This window comes from Nocardia sp. NBC_01730 (genome assembly GCF_035920445.1).
In the GTDB taxonomy this organism is placed as follows: Bacteria; Actinomycetota; Actinomycetes; order Mycobacteriales; family Mycobacteriaceae; genus Nocardia.
In genome coordinates this window covers 8,360,242-8,378,634 of sequence record NZ_CP109162.1, presented here as the reverse complement: position 1 = coordinate 8,378,634, position 18,393 = coordinate 8,360,242, and the positions used below count along the sequence as shown (strand labels likewise).

Below are 18,393 nucleotides of genomic sequence, written 5' to 3'. Positions count from 1 at the left end.
CGAACCAGTGTGACGGGAGAAGTGGAATGAGCGTGCGCAGCTGGCCCCAGGTGCTCGGAACCCTCGCCGACGGTGGCGACCTGGCCGCGGACGACACGGCGTGGGCGATGAACGAGATCATGTCCGACAACGCCACCACCGCACAGATCGCCGCGTTCGGCGTCGCCATGAAGATCAAGGGCCCGACGCCGACGGAGCTGACCGGCCTGGCCTCGGGCATGCTCGACCACGCCCGCCTGGTGCACATCGAGGGCGACGCGGTCGACATCGTCGGGACCGGTGGCGACCGCTCCGGCTCGGTGAACATCTCCACGATGTCCTCGATCGTCGTCGCCTCTGCCGGGATTCCCGTGGTCAAACACGGCAACCGAGCTGCGTCGTCCAAGAGTGGCGGCGCCGACGTGCTGGAGGCACTGGGTGTGCGACTCGCGCTCGGACCGGAGGCGGTAGCGCGCTGCGTGCGCGAGGTCGGCATCGGGTTCTGTTTCGCGCCGGTGTTCCATCCCGCCCTGCGATTCGCCGGCGCGGCGCGCAGCCAGATCGGGATCCCCACCGTGTTCAACGTGCTCGGGCCACTCACCAACCCGGCGCAGCCGCGGGCCGGGCTGGTCGGCTGCGCGTTCGCCGACCTGCTCCCGGTGATCGCGGGCGTGTTCGCCGAACGCGGCGCGAGCGCGCTGGTGGTCCGCGGCAACGACGGGTTGGACGAGATCACCACCTCCGACACCACCACCGCGTGGGTCGTGTCCGGCGGACAGATCCGCGAGACGACCATCGACCCCACCCGCATCGGTATCCCCCGCGTCGACCTGGACGCGCTGCGCGGCGGCGACGCCGCGGTGAACGCGGGCGTCGCCCGCGACGTGCTCGCAGGCCGCAGCGGCGCGGTCCGCGATGCCGTGTTGCTGAACTCGGCCGCCGCGATCGTGGCCTACGACTGGTCCCGCGGCGCCGGCACCGACGAGGCGGACCTGCACGCCGTGCTCGCCGCAGGGATGGAATGCGCCGCCGAGGCGATCGACACCGGCAAGTCGGCCGCCCTGCTCGACCGCTGGGCGAAGCTGACGCAGACGCTCGGCGATAGCTGAGGCCCCTCCCCTCCCTCGCGCATCGGTGTCTCGCCGGCGGCGTCCACGGGTACGACTCGCCTGAAAGCTTCGCGATATCATCGGCATATTCGCGCCGGATCAGCACGCCTTGTTCCGGCCGAGACGTGCGGGTCGACAACGAGTCGCCGGGGAACTACTCGCCGAGCGAGAAACCCGCCTCCACTTCGGCACGCGAGTACGACTTGAACGCGATGTGGGTCGTGGTGCGCAAAACGCCGGGGGTCTTGTCGATCCGACCGGTCACCACCTCGGCGATCTGCTCGTGGTCGCGCACCCGCACCATCGCGATCAGGTCCACGTCACCCGCGCACGAGTAGACCTCGGTGACGCCCTCGGTGTCCGCGACCGCCTGCGCGGTCTCGGGGATGCGGCCGTTGTCGGCGTGAATCAAGACGATCGCGGTAATCATGGTGCTCAGCCTAAGCGGTCGAGGTAGGCCTGCTCGCTGGGCTGGGCGCGCGCCGCCGCGTCGGCCAGCGCCGCCCAGCCCAGCCACCGCGCCGCGCTGTACATCTCCTCGCGGTACCCCTCGGTGGTGCGCACGATCCGCACCCCCGGCCGCGTCAGCCAGCGCACGACCAAGGCCACTTCTTCCGGTGCGGCGCCGCGCAGCGGAGGAGCATCCACGGGTGCGCCGGGCACCGAGACCTGCTCGAGGCTGGCGGTTCTCGCGGAAGACCGCGTGGCGCAGTGAGCGGACGTATCGTCGAGCTCGACAGTGACGAAACCACCTGCGGGAATGATGGTTTCGGCGGCGGCGACCATCTGTTCCACGATCGGCATCGGCGGGACGCCACGCGGTGCGGTACCGGAACCGGCAAGGCGCCCGTAGCGGATGACCGCGAACTCCCAACCGCCGTTGCCGTCCGGATGCGCCGCGATCAGCTCGGCGACGCGCGCCACCGCGGCGAGCCGCTGGGTGCGGTGCAGCGCGCGCACCACCGTGACGGCGCGGTCGCGCAAGCGTGCTGCGGCCTCGAAATGTTCCGCGTGCGAATGGCTTTCGAGGCGATCGAGGACAGCCCGCAGCGGTGCGTCGGAGCGCCCGGCGAACAACGCGCGCACCGCCGCGGCGGCGGGAGCGTATTCCGCCGTATCGAGCCGCCTTCCCTCCGAGCCCGCCGGGCACCCGCCGACGACCGCGGGCGGGCAGTCGTGGACCCCGCGCCGAGACAGCCGCGTCGTGCAGGTGCGCAGACCGGTGAACTCGGCGACGATCACCCCGAGATTCATGGCGTCGTTACGAGAGTTGAACGGCCCCAGCGCATCCCGGTTGGGGTCCCGGACCACCGAGAACCGCGGGAAGGGCTCGTCGGTCAGGGTCAGCCACCACGCCCGCTTCGGAAACTTCGACCTCCGGTTGTACGGCGGGGTGTGCGCGACCAACAGTCGCAGCTCCCGCACCCCAGCCTCGAGCGCATGCGCGCACACAACGTGGTCGACCCGGCTCGCCAGCGACACCATCTCTTTCATCCGGCCCCTGGCCTCCGAACCGGTGAAGTAGTTGCGGACGCGGCGGCGCAGGTTCACCGCCGTCCCTATGTAGAGGACTTCGTCGGAAGGTCCGCGGAACAGGTACACACCAGGCGCCGCGGGGAGATCGGCGGCGAGGAAGCGTTTGGAACGCTGCCGGGGCGTGACGCCGGGAAGATAGTCGAGCAGCTCGGTGAGGCTGTGCACACCCTGGTTGCCGACGCGGCCGATCAGCGCGTGCAGCACGTCGACGGTCGCGCGGGCATCGTCCAAGGCACGGTGGGTCGGCTGAGTGGTGGCGCCGAGCAACCTGGCCAACGAACTCAGCCGCACCGAGGGCGCCTCGTCGCGGCCGAGCACTCGCCGGGCCAGCTTCACCGTGCACAACACCTGCGCGACGGGCCAGGAAGTGTCGCACCGAGCCGCGGCGGCGCGCAGGAACGCCATATCGAACCGCGCGTTGTGTGCGACGAGTACGGCTCCGGCGGCGAACTCCAGGAAGCCTGGGAGGATTGCCTCGATCCTGGGCGCGGCGTAGACCATCGCGGTGGTGATACCCGTGACGTGCACGACCGCGGGCGGAATCTCGCGTCCCGGGTTGACCAGCGTCGCGAACTCGCCGAGCACCTGGCCACCGCGCACCTTTACCGCTCCGATCTCGGTGATGCCATCGGTGCCGGGACTGGTCCCCGTGGTCTCCAGGTCCACGATCACGAAGGTGGTGTCGTAGAGGGGTGTGTCGAGATCGTCGAAGGCCAACTGCTGTGCGATGGCCTTGCGCGGCGCGGGGTCGGACACGGCGTGCAGCGTAGAGCCCTGGTACGACAGAAACGGGCACGTGATGGACACCATGAAATGTCGAATTACTCCATGGTGATTTCGCTCAGTTACCCGCCAAATGATCTAGAGATACTGCAAAGTGATGCAGATCACATTGTAGACAAATATGTATCAGACATATGGGTGCGTCCGACTGTGCACGTGCACGCCTCCCCCACCGCGGAAGCCGGTGGCAACTCACTGGCACCCGAGCAAGCAACCACCCCGCCGCAGCCACTGAATACAAGGCGATTACCTGGGCAAATATCCCATGGCGTGACATCGACGAGCCGCCCGCCCCGCCGGGCGCCCACCGGAGTGGCGGCGCGACCACTTTCCGATATCGCACCGTCGTTATCTTTTCGTGATTGCTGGGACATATCTCACACCAAATAGCCGCGAAATCATGCGGAAGTCTGCATTTCGGATTCCGATGGCTTTACAAATCACCGTGATGAGTTCGTAATCTTTTCGAGACCTCACGGAGTCCGCCGCACCGATCGGTGCGGCACCGACGAAGTCCGCAGCACCACCGGGTGCGGCGTCGTGAGGCAGATTGGGAGTACCGCATCATGACGACCAACGCCGTCAAGCGACAGGCTCACCGTGCCGTTGCCGTCGGAGCCGTCGGCGCTGCCACCATCGGCGCGTTCCTCTTGCCCGCCGCCCCTGCGTCGGCCCAGCCGGTGACCATCCCCGGCGTGGGAACCGTCGAGATCCCGAACGAGATCCAGATTCCCCAGGGTATCCCGGGCCTTCAGCTGCCCGCTCCGGCTCCGCTCCCGTTCTTCGCCCCCGTGCGGACGGCCGGCGAGGCCGCCCTCGACGCCGCGATGAGCAAGGTCGGCGCCCCGTACGTCTACGGTGCCGCGGGCCCGGACGCGTTCGACTGCTCCGGCCTGGTGCAGTGGTCCTACCGACAGGCGGGCATGGAGCTGCCGCGCACCAGTGGCGCGCAGCTCGCCTCCGGTGCCCCGGTATCGCTGAACGACCTGCAGCTGGGCGACGTGATCTCGTTCTACGGTGGCGGCCACTCCGGCCTGTACGCCGGTGACGGCAACATCGTGCACGCATCCACCTCCGGAACGCCCGTGCAGGTCGCGCCGATCTCCTCGATGCCAGTAGCCGGCGCCAGGCGTTACTGAGAAACCGCCGCTCAGGCCATGCGTAGCGGCCCGAGCGCCGGGACGGGCCCGTGATCGTTTCGTTCTCTACTGGACATCGACCTACGCCGGTCCGTAATCTAACCGAGACCTTCCCTCGAATACCCCGGGGTCGCGCATCGCAAACCTCCGGCATCGACGTAGGCATCTGCGTCGGTTTCACGAGAGATCGCTTCCGAGAGAACAGGGCACCGCGGGCTGTGGCTGAATATCACCGGAGACATCGCACGAAACGTCTGGTGGCAGGCACCCTGACGGCCGGGGCCCTGGCCACCGCCCTCTACGGTGGCAGTCCCGCCGGAGCCGATCCGGTCGCACTACCCGCCACGGCCACCGACGCCGTCCAGCAGATGATCGATTTGTCGCACCAATCCGAGCAGCTCAACCAGCAGGCCCTCGGCGCGCAGGCCGACCTCGACGCGAAGCTCGCCGTCCAGCGCGACGCCGACGCCAAGCTCGACTCCAGCACCGACATGGTCAACCGCGCCCGCGACGAGGTACGCAGGTACCAGCCTGTCATCGACCGCACGGCGATCGCCGCCTATCAAGGCGCGCGCACCAACCGGCTGTTCGCGGTGCTGGTCAGTGACTCCCCGCAACAGCTGCTCGACCAGATGTCCACGCTGGATGTGCTGTCCGCGCAAACCGCCGAGCAGCTCGACCATTACAAGAAGGCCACCGACGCCGCCAACGCGGCCGAGACAACCGCCAGGTCCGCCGCCGACGCCGCCCACGCGGCCGCCGAGAAGGCCGACGCGGTGCGCATCGATCTGGAACGCACGCGCAGCGAGCTGGGCGGCGCCATCGCCCAGGTGGTGCAGGCGTGGGGCGCACTGTCCACCAAGGACAAGTCCGCGCTGGCCGGCTCACCGTTCCCGCCCGGCTTCGACCGCGACACGTTGCTGCAGGGCCTCGTCCCTGGCAGCGGCACCAGCGCGCTGGCCGCCGGGCTCACCCGCGTCGGCGACCCTTACGTCTGGGGCGCCACTGGTCCGAGCCAGTTCGACTGTTCCGGCCTCGTCCAATGGGCGTTCAAACAGGTCGGCAAGAACGTGCCGCGCACCAGCTCACAGCAGGCCGCTTACGGCACACCCGTCGCCGAGAAGGATCTGCAGCCCGGCGACGTCGTGTTCTTCTACTCCGACATCTCGCACGTCGGCATCTACGCGGGCAACGGGCTCATGCTGCACGCCTCCACCTTCGGCGTCCCGGTCGCCGTAGCGCCCATGAGCTCGACACCGTTCCATTCGGCTCGGCGATACTAGACGTCGTGAGCGAGCGTCAGCGAGTGAACCATGGGCACAGCCGAGCATCGCTCGGTCACGACGGAGCCGAGCGTCAGCGAGGCGCAGTCGTGAGCGAGCGTCAGCGAGTGAACCATGGGCACAGCCGAGCATCGCTCGGTCACGACGGAGCCGAGCGTCAGCGAGGCGCAGTCGTGAGCGAGCGTCAGCGAGTGAACCATGGGCACAGCCGAGCATCGCTCGGTCACGACGGAGCCGAGCGTCAGCGAGGCGCAGTCGTGGGCGAGCCGGGCAGTCGACGCGGCGCAGCACACAGCAAGTCGTGAGCGGCATGCGGCGGCTGCGCGACTGGTGGTCGGCGCGGCGGCGACTCGAATTCTGTCTCACCGTCGGGATGGTGGTGCTGCTGACCGTGGTCTGCGTCGCACTGCTCATGCTGCCGAACTCGGTGCTGCCGAAACTGCGGGCGGTGCAACCGGCTACGACCGACACTGTCGGGCAGGTCGCGGCCGCTGATCCGCGGCTTGCCGAGGTCCGCCGCATCGTCGAACCGTTCGGACCGATTGTCGCCCGCCCGGTGCCGACCGGCGACGGACAGCAGTCCCTGATCGTCGGCCATCCGGCCCAACGGATCGAAATCGACATCCTGGAGCGTGAACTCGCCGCCGCCACCACTGCGGTCACCGACGTATGGGGCCAGGACTGGGCACAGTCCGCGCTGGTGGTCGTCGCATCCTCTCCCTCGGAATTCGCCGCCTTGGCTCGCGCGGGCAGCCTCTTGCCCTCCGAGGTCGCCGCCGCGTCGGTCGCCGACCCGATCGCGCCGGGTACCCGCCCCACCGGCCAACGCGTCGTCTTCGGCCCCGACACGGGCCGCCGTCTGGACCCCGAGGGTCTCGCGACCCTGTTGCGCCATGAACTCACCCACATCGCGGCCCGCGCCCAGACCGTCGACGGCGCACCCCTGTGGATGCTGGAGGGCTTCGCCGACTACACCGCCCACCACGGCCGGGGTCATCGCCTCGCGGACATCGCTCCCACCGTCACCGCACACGCCAGCGCTCGCGACCTTCCGCAGGACCTCCCGGCCGACGCCGAATTCTCCGGCCCCGACGCCGCCTTCACCTACGAAAAGGCCTGGTCCGTCTGTGCCTTCGTCGCTGAAAAGTACGACCAGCCCCACCTGGTCCAGCTCTACCACCGGATCGCCGCGGCCAAGCAGGACACCACCACCGAAGACCGCATCCTGCGCGAAGTCCTCGGCACCACCCGCACCGACTTCATCACCGACTGGCGCTCCTGGCTCCAAGCCCGAACAGCCTGACCCGCCGCCCGCCCGAAAACCAACCGCCCGCTCACCGCACGCCAGCCGGTCGGGGGTGCGCGTTCACGACCTGGCATCGCAGCAGTCGCGCCGACTACGAGAGAGTCGCCGACGCCGCCGACCTGAGGCCTTGCGTCCGAGCGGCCGAAGCGCGCGACGCAGTCACGACTCCCCTGCCTCCACACCCGAAATCGGGAAGCCGCAGCCGCGCCAAACCCACCAGAACCGGCCATCCCGCAGCCACCGAACACCGTCAGCAAGCATGCCCGCCGCGCTGCCCGAAACACCATTGGTCCGCTGCGTTCTCCATCCCGTCGAGGTGCGAGACGCTTACGAGCACCATCCGCGGCCCTGCTCACCAAAGAGGTCGTCGACTTACAGCGGCACACATCCACTCGCGCGTCCCGCCCAACGCAACCCATCAGTCCACCCCCGGTTCCGAGCGAAGCGAGACCGCGAGCATTGCCCGTTCGCGGCCCGGCTCGCGTCCGAGTGGCCGACGCGTCCGCGACGAAGTCGCCACGTCGGTCGCTCGGACGCGAGCCATGAGGGGGCCGCGAACACGCCGCGCCGCAGGCGCGGCAAATCAAACACAGTATTTTGTTGCGCATGGCCCGAACTCTGCTGGTTACCAATGATTTCCCGCCGCGGCCGGGCGGTATCCAGTCCTACCTGCAGGCGTTGGCCGGGGAGTTGCCGCCCGACGACCTGGTGGTCTACGCCCCGCGCTGGCGCGGCGACAGTCATCTGAAGTTCGACGCCAAGCAGAAGTTCCAGGTGGTCCGCCACCCCACCACGCTGATGCTGCCGACTCCGCTCGTGCTTCGCCGCGCCGCGCGTCTGCTGCGCAGCGAGCAGTGCGACACGGTCTGGTTCGGCGCTGCGGCGCCGCTCGCGTTGATGTCGCCTGCGCTGCGCCGTGCGGGGGCCGAGCGCATCCTGGCCAGCACGCATGGCCATGAGGTCGGCTGGTCGATGCTGCCCGGCGCGAGGCAGGCATTGCGCGCCATCGGCGAGCACACCGACGTTGTCACCTACGTCAGTCGCTACACCCGTCGACGGTTCGCCTCCGCGTTCGGGCCGAACGCGGCGCTGGAGTATCTGCCGCCCGGCGTGGACTCCGAGGTGTTCCGTCCTGACCTGGCGGCGCGCGCGGAACTGCGCGCCCGTTACGGCCTGGACGACCGCCCGACGATCCTGTGCCTGTCCCGGCTGGTGCCCCGCAAGGGTCAGGACGCGCTGATTCTCGCAATGCGCGACATCCGTGAGCGGGTGAAGGGCTCGGTGCTGGTGATCGCGGGCGGCGGTCCCTTCGAGGAGAAGCTGCGCACGCTGGCGATCGCCGCGGGCGTCACCGACGATGTGGTGTTCACCGGCCGCGTTCCGTCCGGTGAACTGGCCGCGCATCACACCCTCGCTGATGTCTTCGCGATGCCGTGCCGGACCAGGGGCGCGGGTCTGGACGTCGAGGGTTTGGGCATCGTCTATCTGGAGGCGTCCGCGTCCGGAGTTCCGGTGGTGGCGGGCAATTCCGGCGGTGCACCGGAAACCGTCATCGAGGGTAAGACCGGTCGTGTGGTGGACGGTCGCTCGGTGCAGCAGATCGCCGACGCGCTGGTGGAGATCCTCTCCGATCGGGATGCCGCCGCCCGCATGGGCACGGCGGGCCGCGCGTTCGTCGAGCAGCAGTGGCGCTGGGACAGCCTGGGCGCGCGCCTGCGACAGCTGCTGCGGTGATCCGCGTCGGATCCATTACGCTCAGCGGAGTGAGCAGTATCCAGGTCGCAGATCAGACTTTCGTCGCCGCGCCGGGGGCCGCCGTCGCCGACCTGCTGGCGGGGCCGGACAATTGGCGCCGCTGGTGGCCGGATCTGACCTTGAAGGTCCGGGAAGACCGAGGCGACAAGGGAATCCGCTGGTCACTGACCGGCGCGCTGACCGGAAGCATGGAGGTGTGGCTGGAGCCCTCGCTGGACGGGGTGATCCTGCACTACTTCCTGCACGCCGACCCGGAGCCCGCACTGCCGGAGGGCAAGCTCGCCGCGGCCAACCGGGCGCGGCGGGTCGCGGGCAAGGCGATGTCGTTCGAACTGAAGTCCCGGCTGGAGGCAGGCCGTCCGGCGGGTGTCCCACCCGCGCGGATCTCGTGACGCCCCCAGCACCGACGCTGAAAGGAATCGCTGTCCGCATGGCCGACAGGACCCAGAGGTCGATCATCATCGAGGCCCCGTCGCAGCAGGTGATGTCCGTCATCGCCGACCTGGAGTCCTACCCCGGGTGGGTATCGGCGGCGAAATCCGTCGAAGTGCTGGAGAAGGGGCCGGACGGCCGGGCCAAGACCGCGCGGTTCGTGCTGGACGCCGGGGTGGTCAAGGACAGTTATGTCCTGTCCTATGTCTGGCGCGCCGACCAGAAGGCGGTCAGCTGGACATTGCTCAGCGGCGAGCTGCAGAAGGCACAGAACGGGACATACGAGCTGATCGATCGGCCTGACGGCGGCACGGAAGTCGTCTACACACTGACCGTCGATCTGAACATCCCGATGATCGGCATGTTCAAGCGCAAAGCCGAGAAGGTGATCACTGATACCGCGCTGAAGGAACTGAAGAAACGGGTCGAAGGCTGACCGCGCGGGAGACCCGGGTCGAGCTGTTCATCGGCAAGGGTGGGGTCGGCAAGACCACGCTGGCGTGTGCCACCGCCATGTCCGAGGCCAGGTCGGGCCGCCGCGTGCTGGTCGCCTCGCTTGATCAGGCGCATTCGCTGGGCGACGCGCTCGGCTCCCGCTTCCCGCACGATCCGGGCACGGTGGCCGGCGTCGCGACCGTGCTGCCCGGTCTGGACGTGATCGAGGTGGATTCGCTCGCGTTGCTCGAGGACCGGTTCCGCGAGGTGGTGCGGTTGATCTCGACCGGTCACGGGCACGGTCACGGCATCGATATCGCCGCGCTGGACCCGGCTGAGCTCACCGGGCTGCCTGGTGTGCAGGACCTGCTGATGCTGGTCGAGATCGCCGAGTTCGCCGCGGAGCACCACTGGGATCTGATCGTCGTCGACTGCCCGCCGTCGGCGGACATGCTGCGCATCATCGCCGCGCCGGAAACCCTGCTGGGCTATGTCGAGCGGATCTGGCCACCGCAGGCGCGGGCGATGAGCGCGATAGGCACCGATTTGCGCCGCGCCGTGCTCGCGGCCACGGTCGAACGAATTGTCAAGGCGGTCACCGAGGTTCGCGATCTGCTTGCCGACCATCGGCGCACCGGTGCGCGGCTGATCACGGTTGCCGAGCGGGTCGCGGTGGCGGAGTCCGAGCGGGTGCGTTCCGCCGCGGCGCTGCTCGGCCTGCGGCTGGATGCCGTGGTGGTGAACAAGGTGCTCCCCGACTCCGCGCCGCCCGCGGATCCGGTCGAGGCCGAGAATCCTGCGGTGCACTGGTATCTGAACCGGCGCCGCGAACAGCTGGACGTGATCGCCGAATTGCGGCGCAAGATGCTGGGCATCCCGGTAGTGATCGCACAGCACACCGGACCGGAGCCGATCGGGCTGAGTTCGCTGGCTGCGCTGTCATACGCGGTGGACTCGACGAAAAACGTCGGCGACGCAGCGCTTATGCTGAACGACAATCAAACGGAGGTCGACGTGGGCGCCGGCAAACCGGTGGTTCGGTGGGAATCGGGCGCCGGGTTGCAGTCGGTGTACGCCCTGCACATGCACCTGCCGGTGGTCGACGCCACGACACTGCGCCTTGGCCGAGTGGAGGACGATTTGATCGTGGGAGCGGACGGTGTCCGGCGCCGGGTGCGCCTGGCGCCGGTGTTGCGGCGGTGTGCGGTCGACGGCGCGGAGCTGGACGGCGGATACCTGGTGATCCGGTTCCGGCCCGACCCTCAGGTCTGGTCGCACGCTTCCGAAGGTCACAGGCATGACCGGTGACGCACACTCGCCGGAGGGCGACGCGACCGCGCCGGAAGGCGCCGCCGAATTCGTGGCGGAACTGAAGCTGCTGGCCGAGGCGTTGCTGGAGCGGGTCGAGCCGGTGCTTCGGCGCGCCGCCGACGGACAGGTCGAATGGTCGAATTGCAGTTGGTGCCCGGTGTGCGCGGCCGCGGCGCTGGTGCGCGGCGAGCATCACGAGATGCTCGCAGCGGTCGCCGAGCACGGCACCGCGATCGTCACCGTACTGCGCGAGGCGCTGGCCGGGGTCCCGGTCGAACCGGTGATGCCAACCGGCGCCGACCCGGAAAACGGTACGCAGCACCGGCGCGGCACACGCGCGAACGCAGACGGCGCCACCCGTTCCCGTTACGTCGACATCCCCGTGACGACCAAGGTATGACGCACAATATGACCGGCACGCGATCGCTGACCGTCGGAATCGACGTCGGCGGCACCAACATTCGCGCCTCTGTGATCGATGGCGGCGGCGAGGTGCTCGATACTGTCCAGGCGCCGACCCCACATTCCGCGCGGGCGCTGGAGGATGCACTCGACCGCGCCGTCCGCGAACTGTGCCGCAGGCACCCGATCGGCGCGGTCGGACTGGCCGTCGCCGGGTTCATCAACAGCGAACGCTCGTCCGTCCGATTCGCCCCGCACCTGCCCTGGCAGAATGCCCCGGTCGCGCAGCGGCTCACCGAGCGTCTCGAGCTGCCTGTGATCTTGGAGCACGATGCCAACGCCGCCGTGTGGGCCGAGTACCGGTTCGGCGCCGCGGCGGGCGGGCACAACGTGGTGCTCATCGCGATCGGCACCGGCATCGGCGCCGCCCTGCTCATCGACGGCCAGCTGTACCGGGGCACGCACGGCGTCGCACCGGAACTCGGCCATCTGCAGGTCGTACCGCAGGGACGGGCCTGCCCCTGCGGCAAACACGGATGCTGGGAGCGGTACTGCAGCGGAACGGCTCTGGCCGACACCGCGATCGAGATGCTGGCCACCGATGCGGTGCGCTCGGTACTCGCCACGGACGTGATGCGCGATCCCGGCTCACTGACCGGACGGCGGGTCGCGGGCGCCGCGCAGGACGGCGACCCGCTCGCACTGCGGGTGTTGGCCGACTTCGCGCGATGGCTCGGGCTGGGGCTCGCCTTCGTCAGCGACATCTTCGATCCGGATCTCGTAGTCATCGCGGGCGGCGTCAGCAGTTCGGCGCCGCTGTTCCTCGACGAGGCGCGAGAGGACTACGCGCGTGCGGTCACCGGCGCGGGACATCGGCCGCTGGCCCGGATTCGGACCACGCAGCTCGGCGAGGCGGCGAGCATGATCGGCGCTGCCGACCTGGCCAGGGCGGCGTTGCCCGTAGGCAGCCGGAAATCCTCACGGGTGGCGCGAACCAGTCGTTGATAAGGCATTGGTGGCCTGCGGCGACACGCCGACCGTAGCCATTCCTCTGCGTCTCGGCGGAAGTGTGGTGAGATTCGCCGCAGCGGTTGGATGTGATCTGACACCAGCGGTAAAGTCGGCACTTGACATAGGTGCCCGCTACTATCCCGGTCCCGGGGGAAGGACGTCATGTTCTACTGGCTGCTGAAGTTCGTGCTGCTGGGACCATTCATTCATCTCTACAACCGACCTACGGTCGAGGGTGTCGAGAACATTCCGGCGGACGGGCCGGCAATCATGGCGGGCAATCACCTCTCCTTCGCCGACTGGCTGTTCGCGCCGCTGGTGAGCCCACGGCGGATCAACTACCTGGCGAAGGCCGAATACTTCAAGACGCCGGGCATCAAGGGCCGGCTCCAGAAGTTCTTCTTCAGCGCATCTGGTCAGTATCCGATCGACCGCAGCAGCGCCGACGCCGCCGAGGACGCGCTCAACGCGGCCCGCAAGCTGCTCGATGAGGGCCGCCTGGTCGGTCTCTACCCGGAGGGCACCCGCTCCCCTGACGGTCGCCTGTACAAAGGCAAGACCGGGCTGGCCCGTCTCGCTCTCGAGACGGGTGTCCCGGTGATCCCGGTCGCTGTCATCGGCACCGACGAGGTCAGCCCGCCCGGACCGTTCCGCTGGCGCCGCCGCAAGGTGACCGTCAAGTTCGGTGCGCCCATAGACTTTTCCCGCTACGAGGGCATGGGCGGCAACCGCTTCGTCGAGCGCGCCGTCACCGACGAAGTCATGTACGACCTGATGCGGCTCGGCGGCCAGGAGTACGTCGACGTCTACGCCGCAAGCCTGAAGAAGGGCGTGCCGAGCGGCAGCCGCCCCGAGGCCACGCGCATCCCGGACACCGCCGCGAGCTGATCCGGCCCTCGCCCCGAGACCACCCGGTCTCGGGGCTCGGCGCAATTTTCCATATCCGGCCTCGGCCGACGCGCTACGCAAGCAGGAAAGCTACGACGGGAAACACGATCGCCGTGAAGGCCGCGAACACCACCGCACCGACCTTCCCCTTGGGAACCGAATTCAACCGGGTAGCCGCGAAACCGTAGATCCCGAGGAAGACGAACAGCGTTCCCCAGGCGACCAGTGCCCGACTGGCGATCTCCCCGAGCGGCTTGGCGAAAATCTAGGCCAGGAACAGCGAAATTTTCACGGCCTCGAGCAAGCCCAGTTGGACGTAGATCTTCGGGTGCGAGCGCAGCTCACGACCAGGACGCCGACCGCCTACCGCAGCGATGACCAGCAGCGGAATCACCGCACCCACCGCCACCAAAGGCCCGGCCCGCTCGGAACCCGGCAAGGCGAGGCCGGCGCTGAAGAATCCCCACAGGCTCGTCCCCGCGACGAGCACCGCTACCAACAAGGCCCGGCCTACACCGAACGGCCGCACGCCAACCCTCCCCTTGCAGTCGAGAGTCGGCGGATTCGGTGCCCTCGCGACTCGACAGAGTCCAGCGCCGACCGATCCGAAAGGCCCTGCGCGATCGAGTATTCCAAGGACCAGCGCACCACGCCTACCCGGGCGCCGTAGACTCGGCACGCGCCCTCGCCCCGGCGTCGATCGCGATCGTGGCCCGGCTGCCTCGGCGGTGCGCGACAGCGCGAGTAACAGCGCACTTACAACGACACCAACGACGCCGACAACGGATCGAACGGTCACATTTTCGGCGCGGCGCAGACGAAATGGCTGATCGACGGCCTGCGCGAGTCCCGAGCCACCTGGAAGATCATTGCCAATGACCTGCCGCTCGGCCTGGTTGTCAAGGACGGCGAACAGCCGAACGCCGTCGCGTACGAAGGTCCCGCCAACGGCGACCCCGGCGCACCGTCGGGCCGGGAAAACGAGATCGCCCAGTTGCTCTCGTCGCTCGCGGCGAACAAGGTCGCCAACGTGGTATGGCTCACCGCGGACGTGCACTACACGGCGGCGCACCACTATTCGCCGGGCCGAGCGGCGTTTACCGGCTTCGACGAGTTCTGGGAGTTCGTCTCCGGTCCGCTCAACGCGGGCGCAGGCGGCCCGAATCCGCTGGACGACACATTCGGCCCGGAGGCGGTGTTCGTGCACGCGCCGCCTGCGCAGAACAGCTCGCCGCTGGATGCCTTCCAACATTTCGGCGAGGTGCGGATCGACGGGAAGTCAAAGGAACTGACCGTCGATCTGTGCGATGCGAGCGGATCCGTGCTGTTCAGCAAGCGCCTTGCGCCCGCGTCCCGGTAGCACCGGGATTCGGGTGAGCGTCGCGCGCCCCGCTGTGGTTAGCTTTCGTGCCATGAGCACGCCGCAGATTGTCTCCAACGCCGAAGAATTCCTCCCCCGTGATACCGCCGATGTCGTTCGCACGGTTCGGGATTCACGCGGGCGAACGGAACAATTGATGGTGCGCGGCGGCGAGCTGACCGACGAGGGCCTCACGCTGCCCGCCCAGCCGACCGTGGTCTCGCTGCGCCAGATGGACCAGGTGCTGGACATCAACCTCGGCCGACGCACCGTCCGGGTGCAGGCAGGCGCCAAGCTTTCGGACATCGACCGGAGGCTCGGAGCGCACGGGCTCGGCCTGCCCATCGTCGGCGACCACCGCGACATCACCGCGGGCGGTTTCGCCTCGGTCGGCGGCGTCAGCGCGGCCTCGCACAAATACGGCCTGTTCATCGACCAGATCGTCGATCTGGAGTACGTGGACAACGACGGCCGCATCGGCACCTGCGGCCGCACCCACCACACCGAGCGGTTCCAGCGCATCCTCGGCGCGGGCGGGCGCGCGGGCATCATCACCGCGCTCACCTTGGACGCGATCGACATCGACAAGGACCACACCTGGCTGACCACCAACGCCGACCGGTTCCTCGACTTCGACTCGTTCGTCGAGCACGCCTACGCCGAAATCACACGACCGGGCACATCCGCACTGCAGGTCGGCCGCTGGGTCGACACCGCCCCGCTGAAGGTGGCGCGCCCGGTCGGCACCGGCCACGTGCAGCTGGGCACCGTGCGCTTCGGCCAATGGTCGAGCCTGCACCCCACCTCGCCCACCAGATCGCTGCGGGCCCGGCGTGAGGTCGGGTCCCGGGCCCGGAAATCGCTGGGCGTCATCGCCTCCGCCGCGGGCGGCAAGGCGGGCATGCCGGTCCGCAATGCCGCCGCAGGCGCGGTGCTGTTCGCGCCGAAGGTGCAGACTCTGCGCGACGCCGAATATCTGGCCGACACGGCGCTCAGCTCGTCGGAGCGTGGACCGGCCTACCGGGTGGGCGTTTTCGCGCCGCTGTCGAGCTATACGTCGGTGTTCTACCGCCTGCACGATCTGTTCGCGGGACACCGTGAGCGCACCGGCTGCTTCACCGTGATCTCGGCGATGACCTACGGCGTGCGTTCACGCTACCTGCGCTCGGAATCGGCCGCGCGCGGCCTCTCCCGCCAGGACCACGGACTCATCACATTCGCCTGCCGGTTGCGGCCTGCCGCGGTGCCCTCGGAACTGCTGCGCGACATCGTTTCCGGCATCGACGAGATCTGCCGCTCGGAGAACGCGCTGCGTTACGAGGCTGATTAGTTTGCCAGCGCCTGCGGCGCTGGGTGTTCGCGGCCCCTTTATGGCTTGCGTCCGAGCGACCGCCGCTGGCGACTTCGTCGCGGACGCGGCGGCCACTCGGACGCAAGCCGGGCCGAGAACAGGCAATGCTCGATCTCGCTGCGCTCGGAACCAGGGTTGGGCTGGTGTGGTTGCGTTGGTATGTCCAGCCGCGGCACTAGCCGTTCGCCACCGACAAGTAGTCAGCGACCGGAATCGTCACCGACAACTTCGTCCCGAACGCGGTGCCCACTCCGGTGCGAGCCGCGCCGCGAACAGGCAACGCTCGATCGATCTCGTATCACTCGAAAACAGCAGTGAAGCCGACGTGGTCCCCGATAGAGCCGTAACCCACCGTCGGCGTTCACCACCGACAAGTAGTCAAGACCGCGACCATCACCAGCGACATCGTCACTGACGCATCGACCGCTCGGACGCCAGCCGCGCCCACGAACGCGTGCTCGAAAGACTCGCCACCCCTACGGAGTTTTGCGATATCGGCAACATTCTGGTAACCCACACGGGCCCCGAGTCATTCGACTCGGGGCCCGTCTTCACGAACATGACGACTGGTTTCGCAAGAACATGGGTAACTCACCGGGTACGCCCAGAACTCGAGCGGCACTCGCGCAGGACCTGAACGCAAATCCCCCGCCACCCAACTAGTACGGCCTGAATAGTCGGGGGAGGCGGTACAGCCCAGCTCAGTGCTTCTCGGGGCCGAGGTAGTACTCGAAAACCAGGCCCGCCGCGGCGGCCAGGATGCAGACGACACCGATGCCGATCAGCCAGAACTGGAAGAACGCCAGGCCGAGGGCGGTCACCGCACCGGCGCCGGCCAGCGTGATGGGCCAGAAGCTGCCAGGCGAGAAGAAGCCGAGGTCGCCGGCGCCGTCCACGATCTCGGCGTCCTCGTAGTCCTCCGGGCGCAGGTCGAGACGCCGTGCGACGAATCGGAAGTACGTACCGATGATCAGCGACAGACCCGCGGTCAGGACGGTGGCGGTGGTGCCCGCCCACTCGACGCCGGTGCGCGACTGGCCGGTGAAGAACCCGTAGACCACCGCCACGATGATGAAGAACACCGTGAGCAGTTCGAAAATCCGCGCTTCGATCTTCATATCAGATCAGTTCCTCACTTGCTCTCGGCCGCGGCCGCGCTCTTGATGTCCCGCTTGGTGTTGAACGGCGTGGTAGTGGTGGCGACGGGAGACTCACCGATGGACTCGAGCGCCTCGGCGTTGGTCTTACCCGCCTTGCGCGCGTCCACGTACTTGGTGAACTTCTCCGGCGAGACCGCACGAACCTCGAAGTTCATCATCGAGTGGAACGTGCCGCACATCTCGGCACAGCGGCCGACGAACGCGCCCTCCTTCTCGATCTTGGTGATCTGGAAGACGTTGTCGGAGTGGTTTTCCTTCGGGTTCGGCATCACGTCGCGCTTGAACAGGAACTCCGGCACCCAGAACGCGTGGACAACGTCCGCCGCGGCGAGCTGGAACTCGATGACCTTGTTGGTCGGCAGCACCAGGACCGGAATCTCGGAGCTGGAGCCGATCGTCTCGACCTTGTCGTAGTGCAGGTAGGACAGGATGTCATTCTCCGGCTTGCCGTGCACCGGGCCCGGCTGCGGGTGCCCGTCCTCGGTCCGCTCTTTGTACTCCTCGAGCTGCTCCTGGTTCGACGTCTCGCGCGTGGTGTCGATGCCGTCGAACTTGTAACCGTCTTTGAAATCGACCTCCCGGTAGCCGAACTTCCAGTTCCACTGGAAAGCGGTCACGTCGACGGTGACGTCGGGGTCGTTCACCTTTTCGTGCACGTAGTTCTGCACCACCACGGTGAAGTAGAACAGCACCGCGATGATGACGAACGGGATCGCCGTGTAGGTCAGCTCCAGCGGCACGTTGTAGCCGGTCTGCCGCGGGAATTCCGGCGAGTCCGCCTTCTTGCGGTGGAAAGTGACGGTCCAGAAGGTCAAGCCCCAAACCAGCACACCCATCACCAGCGCCGCAATGACCGACCAGGTCCACAGCTCCCGCATCCGGGCGGCCTGCGGCGTAACACCCGAGGGCCAGCCGAACCGCAGCCAGACATTGTCGATCGAGCAGCCCGAGACGAGCAGCGCGGTGATCCCCAAGGACACCGCCAGCCCGGCCCGCCGAAGGATGCGGCCCTGCCGACCCCGGGCGGGTCGTGCCCCGATCTCTTCGCTCGCCTTGTGCGCCACGCTCACGCCTTCCTGGTCGCCACACATTTCGACAGTGCATCGTCGGGGCTGCGATCGGCCCTGACGATGCGTCCTAAGCACGCTTCAAG

17 protein-coding genes and 1 pseudogene are annotated in these 18,393 nt (G+C 68.0%); 13 read left to right on the top strand and 5 right to left on the bottom strand.

All coding sequences use genetic code 11. The annotated features are described in order from the left end of the window. The first annotated feature begins 26 nt into the window (after positions 1–26). Positions 27–1,088, top strand: coding sequence for an anthranilate phosphoribosyltransferase (trpD, locus tag OHB12_RS34580; RefSeq protein ID WP_327114476.1), 1,062 nt, complete (start codon positions 27–29; stop codon positions 1,086–1,088). Between the two features lie 154 nt (positions 1,089–1,242). Here the strand turns inward: trpD and OHB12_RS34575 are convergent, their stop codons facing one another. Both OHB12_RS34575 and OHB12_RS34570 read right to left on the bottom strand, forming a co-directional pair. After that, the gene (locus OHB12_RS34575) at positions 1,243–1,518 is read right to left on the bottom strand and encodes an Lrp/AsnC family transcriptional regulator (protein ID WP_327114474.1); all 276 of its coding nucleotides are present in this window, start codon (positions 1,516–1,518) and stop codon (positions 1,243–1,245) included. A 5-nt stretch (positions 1,519–1,523) separates the two neighbouring features. Then, the gene (locus tag OHB12_RS34570) at positions 1,524–3,380 is read right to left on the bottom strand and encodes a DEDD exonuclease domain-containing protein (protein ID WP_327114472.1); all 1,857 of its coding nucleotides are present in this window, start codon (positions 3,378–3,380) and stop codon (positions 1,524–1,526) included. A gap of 593 nt (positions 3,381–3,973) precedes the next feature. Between OHB12_RS34570 and OHB12_RS34565 the strand changes: the two genes are divergently transcribed. The 10 genes from OHB12_RS34565 to OHB12_RS34520 all read left to right on the top strand — a co-directional run bounded on the left by OHB12_RS34565 (position 3,974) and on the right by OHB12_RS34520 (position 13,369). Then, positions 3,974–4,546 (top strand): C40 family peptidase, encoded by a 573-nt coding sequence (locus tag OHB12_RS34565; RefSeq protein WP_327114470.1) that lies wholly within the window; start codon positions 3,974–3,976, stop codon positions 4,544–4,546. Positions 4,547–4,803: 257 nt separating this feature from the next. After that, positions 4,804–5,829: an NlpC/P60 family protein gene (locus tag OHB12_RS34560; protein ID WP_327114468.1), complete on the top strand. Its 1,026-nt coding sequence runs from the start codon at positions 4,804–4,806 to the stop codon at positions 5,827–5,829. A 310-nt stretch (positions 5,830–6,139) separates the two neighbouring features. Next, positions 6,140–7,132, top strand: a complete 993-nt coding sequence (locus OHB12_RS34555) for a hypothetical protein (protein WP_327121737.1) — start codon at positions 6,140–6,142, stop codon at positions 7,130–7,132. 609 nt (positions 7,133–7,741) lie between these two features. After that, positions 7,742–8,869: a glycosyltransferase family 4 protein gene (locus tag OHB12_RS34550; protein ID WP_327114466.1), complete on the top strand. Its 1,128-nt coding sequence runs from the start codon at positions 7,742–7,744 to the stop codon at positions 8,867–8,869. Between the two features lie 29 nt (positions 8,870–8,898). Beyond that, complete coding sequence (locus OHB12_RS34545) at positions 8,899–9,282, top strand: polyketide cyclase / dehydrase and lipid transport (RefSeq protein WP_327114464.1); 384 nt, start codon at positions 8,899–8,901, stop codon at positions 9,280–9,282. A 38-nt stretch (positions 9,283–9,320) separates the two neighbouring features. After that, complete coding sequence (locus OHB12_RS34540) at positions 9,321–9,758, top strand: SRPBCC family protein (RefSeq protein ID WP_327114462.1); 438 nt, start codon at positions 9,321–9,323, stop codon at positions 9,756–9,758. Beyond that, positions 9,755–11,065 carry an ArsA family ATPase gene (locus OHB12_RS34535; protein WP_327121735.1) on the top strand — a complete coding sequence of 437 codons (1,311 nt, stop codon included), beginning with the start codon at positions 9,755–9,757 and terminating at the stop codon, positions 11,063–11,065. Before OHB12_RS34540 ends, OHB12_RS34535 begins: the two co-directional genes overlap by 4 nt. Next, entirely contained in the window at positions 11,055–11,468 is a 414-nt protein-coding gene (locus OHB12_RS34530; RefSeq protein WP_327114460.1) for a hypothetical protein, read from the top strand. Before OHB12_RS34535 ends, OHB12_RS34530 begins: the two co-directional genes overlap by 11 nt. A gap of 8 nt (positions 11,469–11,476) precedes the next feature. After that, positions 11,477–12,475: an ROK family protein gene (locus tag OHB12_RS34525; protein ID WP_327114458.1), complete on the top strand. Its 999-nt coding sequence runs from the start codon at positions 11,477–11,479 to the stop codon at positions 12,473–12,475. Between the two features lie 168 nt (positions 12,476–12,643). Next, entirely contained in the window at positions 12,644–13,369 is a 726-nt protein-coding gene (locus OHB12_RS34520) for a lysophospholipid acyltransferase family protein (protein ID WP_327114456.1), read from the top strand. A gap of 265 nt (positions 13,370–13,634) precedes the next feature. Here the strand turns inward: OHB12_RS34520 and OHB12_RS34515 are convergent, their stop codons facing one another. Continuing rightward, positions 13,635–13,898: a hypothetical protein gene (locus OHB12_RS34515; RefSeq protein ID WP_327114454.1), complete on the bottom strand. Its 264-nt coding sequence runs from the start codon at positions 13,896–13,898 to the stop codon at positions 13,635–13,637. Positions 13,899–14,120: 222 nt separating this feature from the next. Between OHB12_RS34515 and OHB12_RS34510 the strand changes: the two are divergent. Then, positions 14,121–14,729: pseudogene (locus OHB12_RS34510) on the top strand (alkaline phosphatase D family protein); the annotation flags it as partial. A 52-nt stretch (positions 14,730–14,781) separates the two neighbouring features. Beyond that, a complete protein-coding gene (locus OHB12_RS34505; RefSeq protein WP_327114452.1) occupies positions 14,782–16,059 on the top strand; it encodes an FAD-binding oxidoreductase in 1,278 nt (425 codons plus the stop codon). Positions 16,060–16,781: 722 nt separating this feature from the next. Here OHB12_RS34505 and OHB12_RS34500 read toward each other — a convergent pair. Beyond that, complete coding sequence (locus tag OHB12_RS34500; protein ID WP_327114450.1) at positions 16,782–17,198, bottom strand: cytochrome c oxidase subunit 4; 417 nt, start codon at positions 17,196–17,198, stop codon at positions 16,782–16,784. A gap of 14 nt (positions 17,199–17,212) precedes the next feature. After that, a complete protein-coding gene (gene ctaC, locus OHB12_RS34495) occupies positions 17,213–18,304 on the bottom strand; it encodes an aa3-type cytochrome oxidase subunit II (protein WP_327121733.1) in 1,092 nt (363 codons plus the stop codon). Positions 18,305–18,393 lie beyond the last annotated feature (89 nt).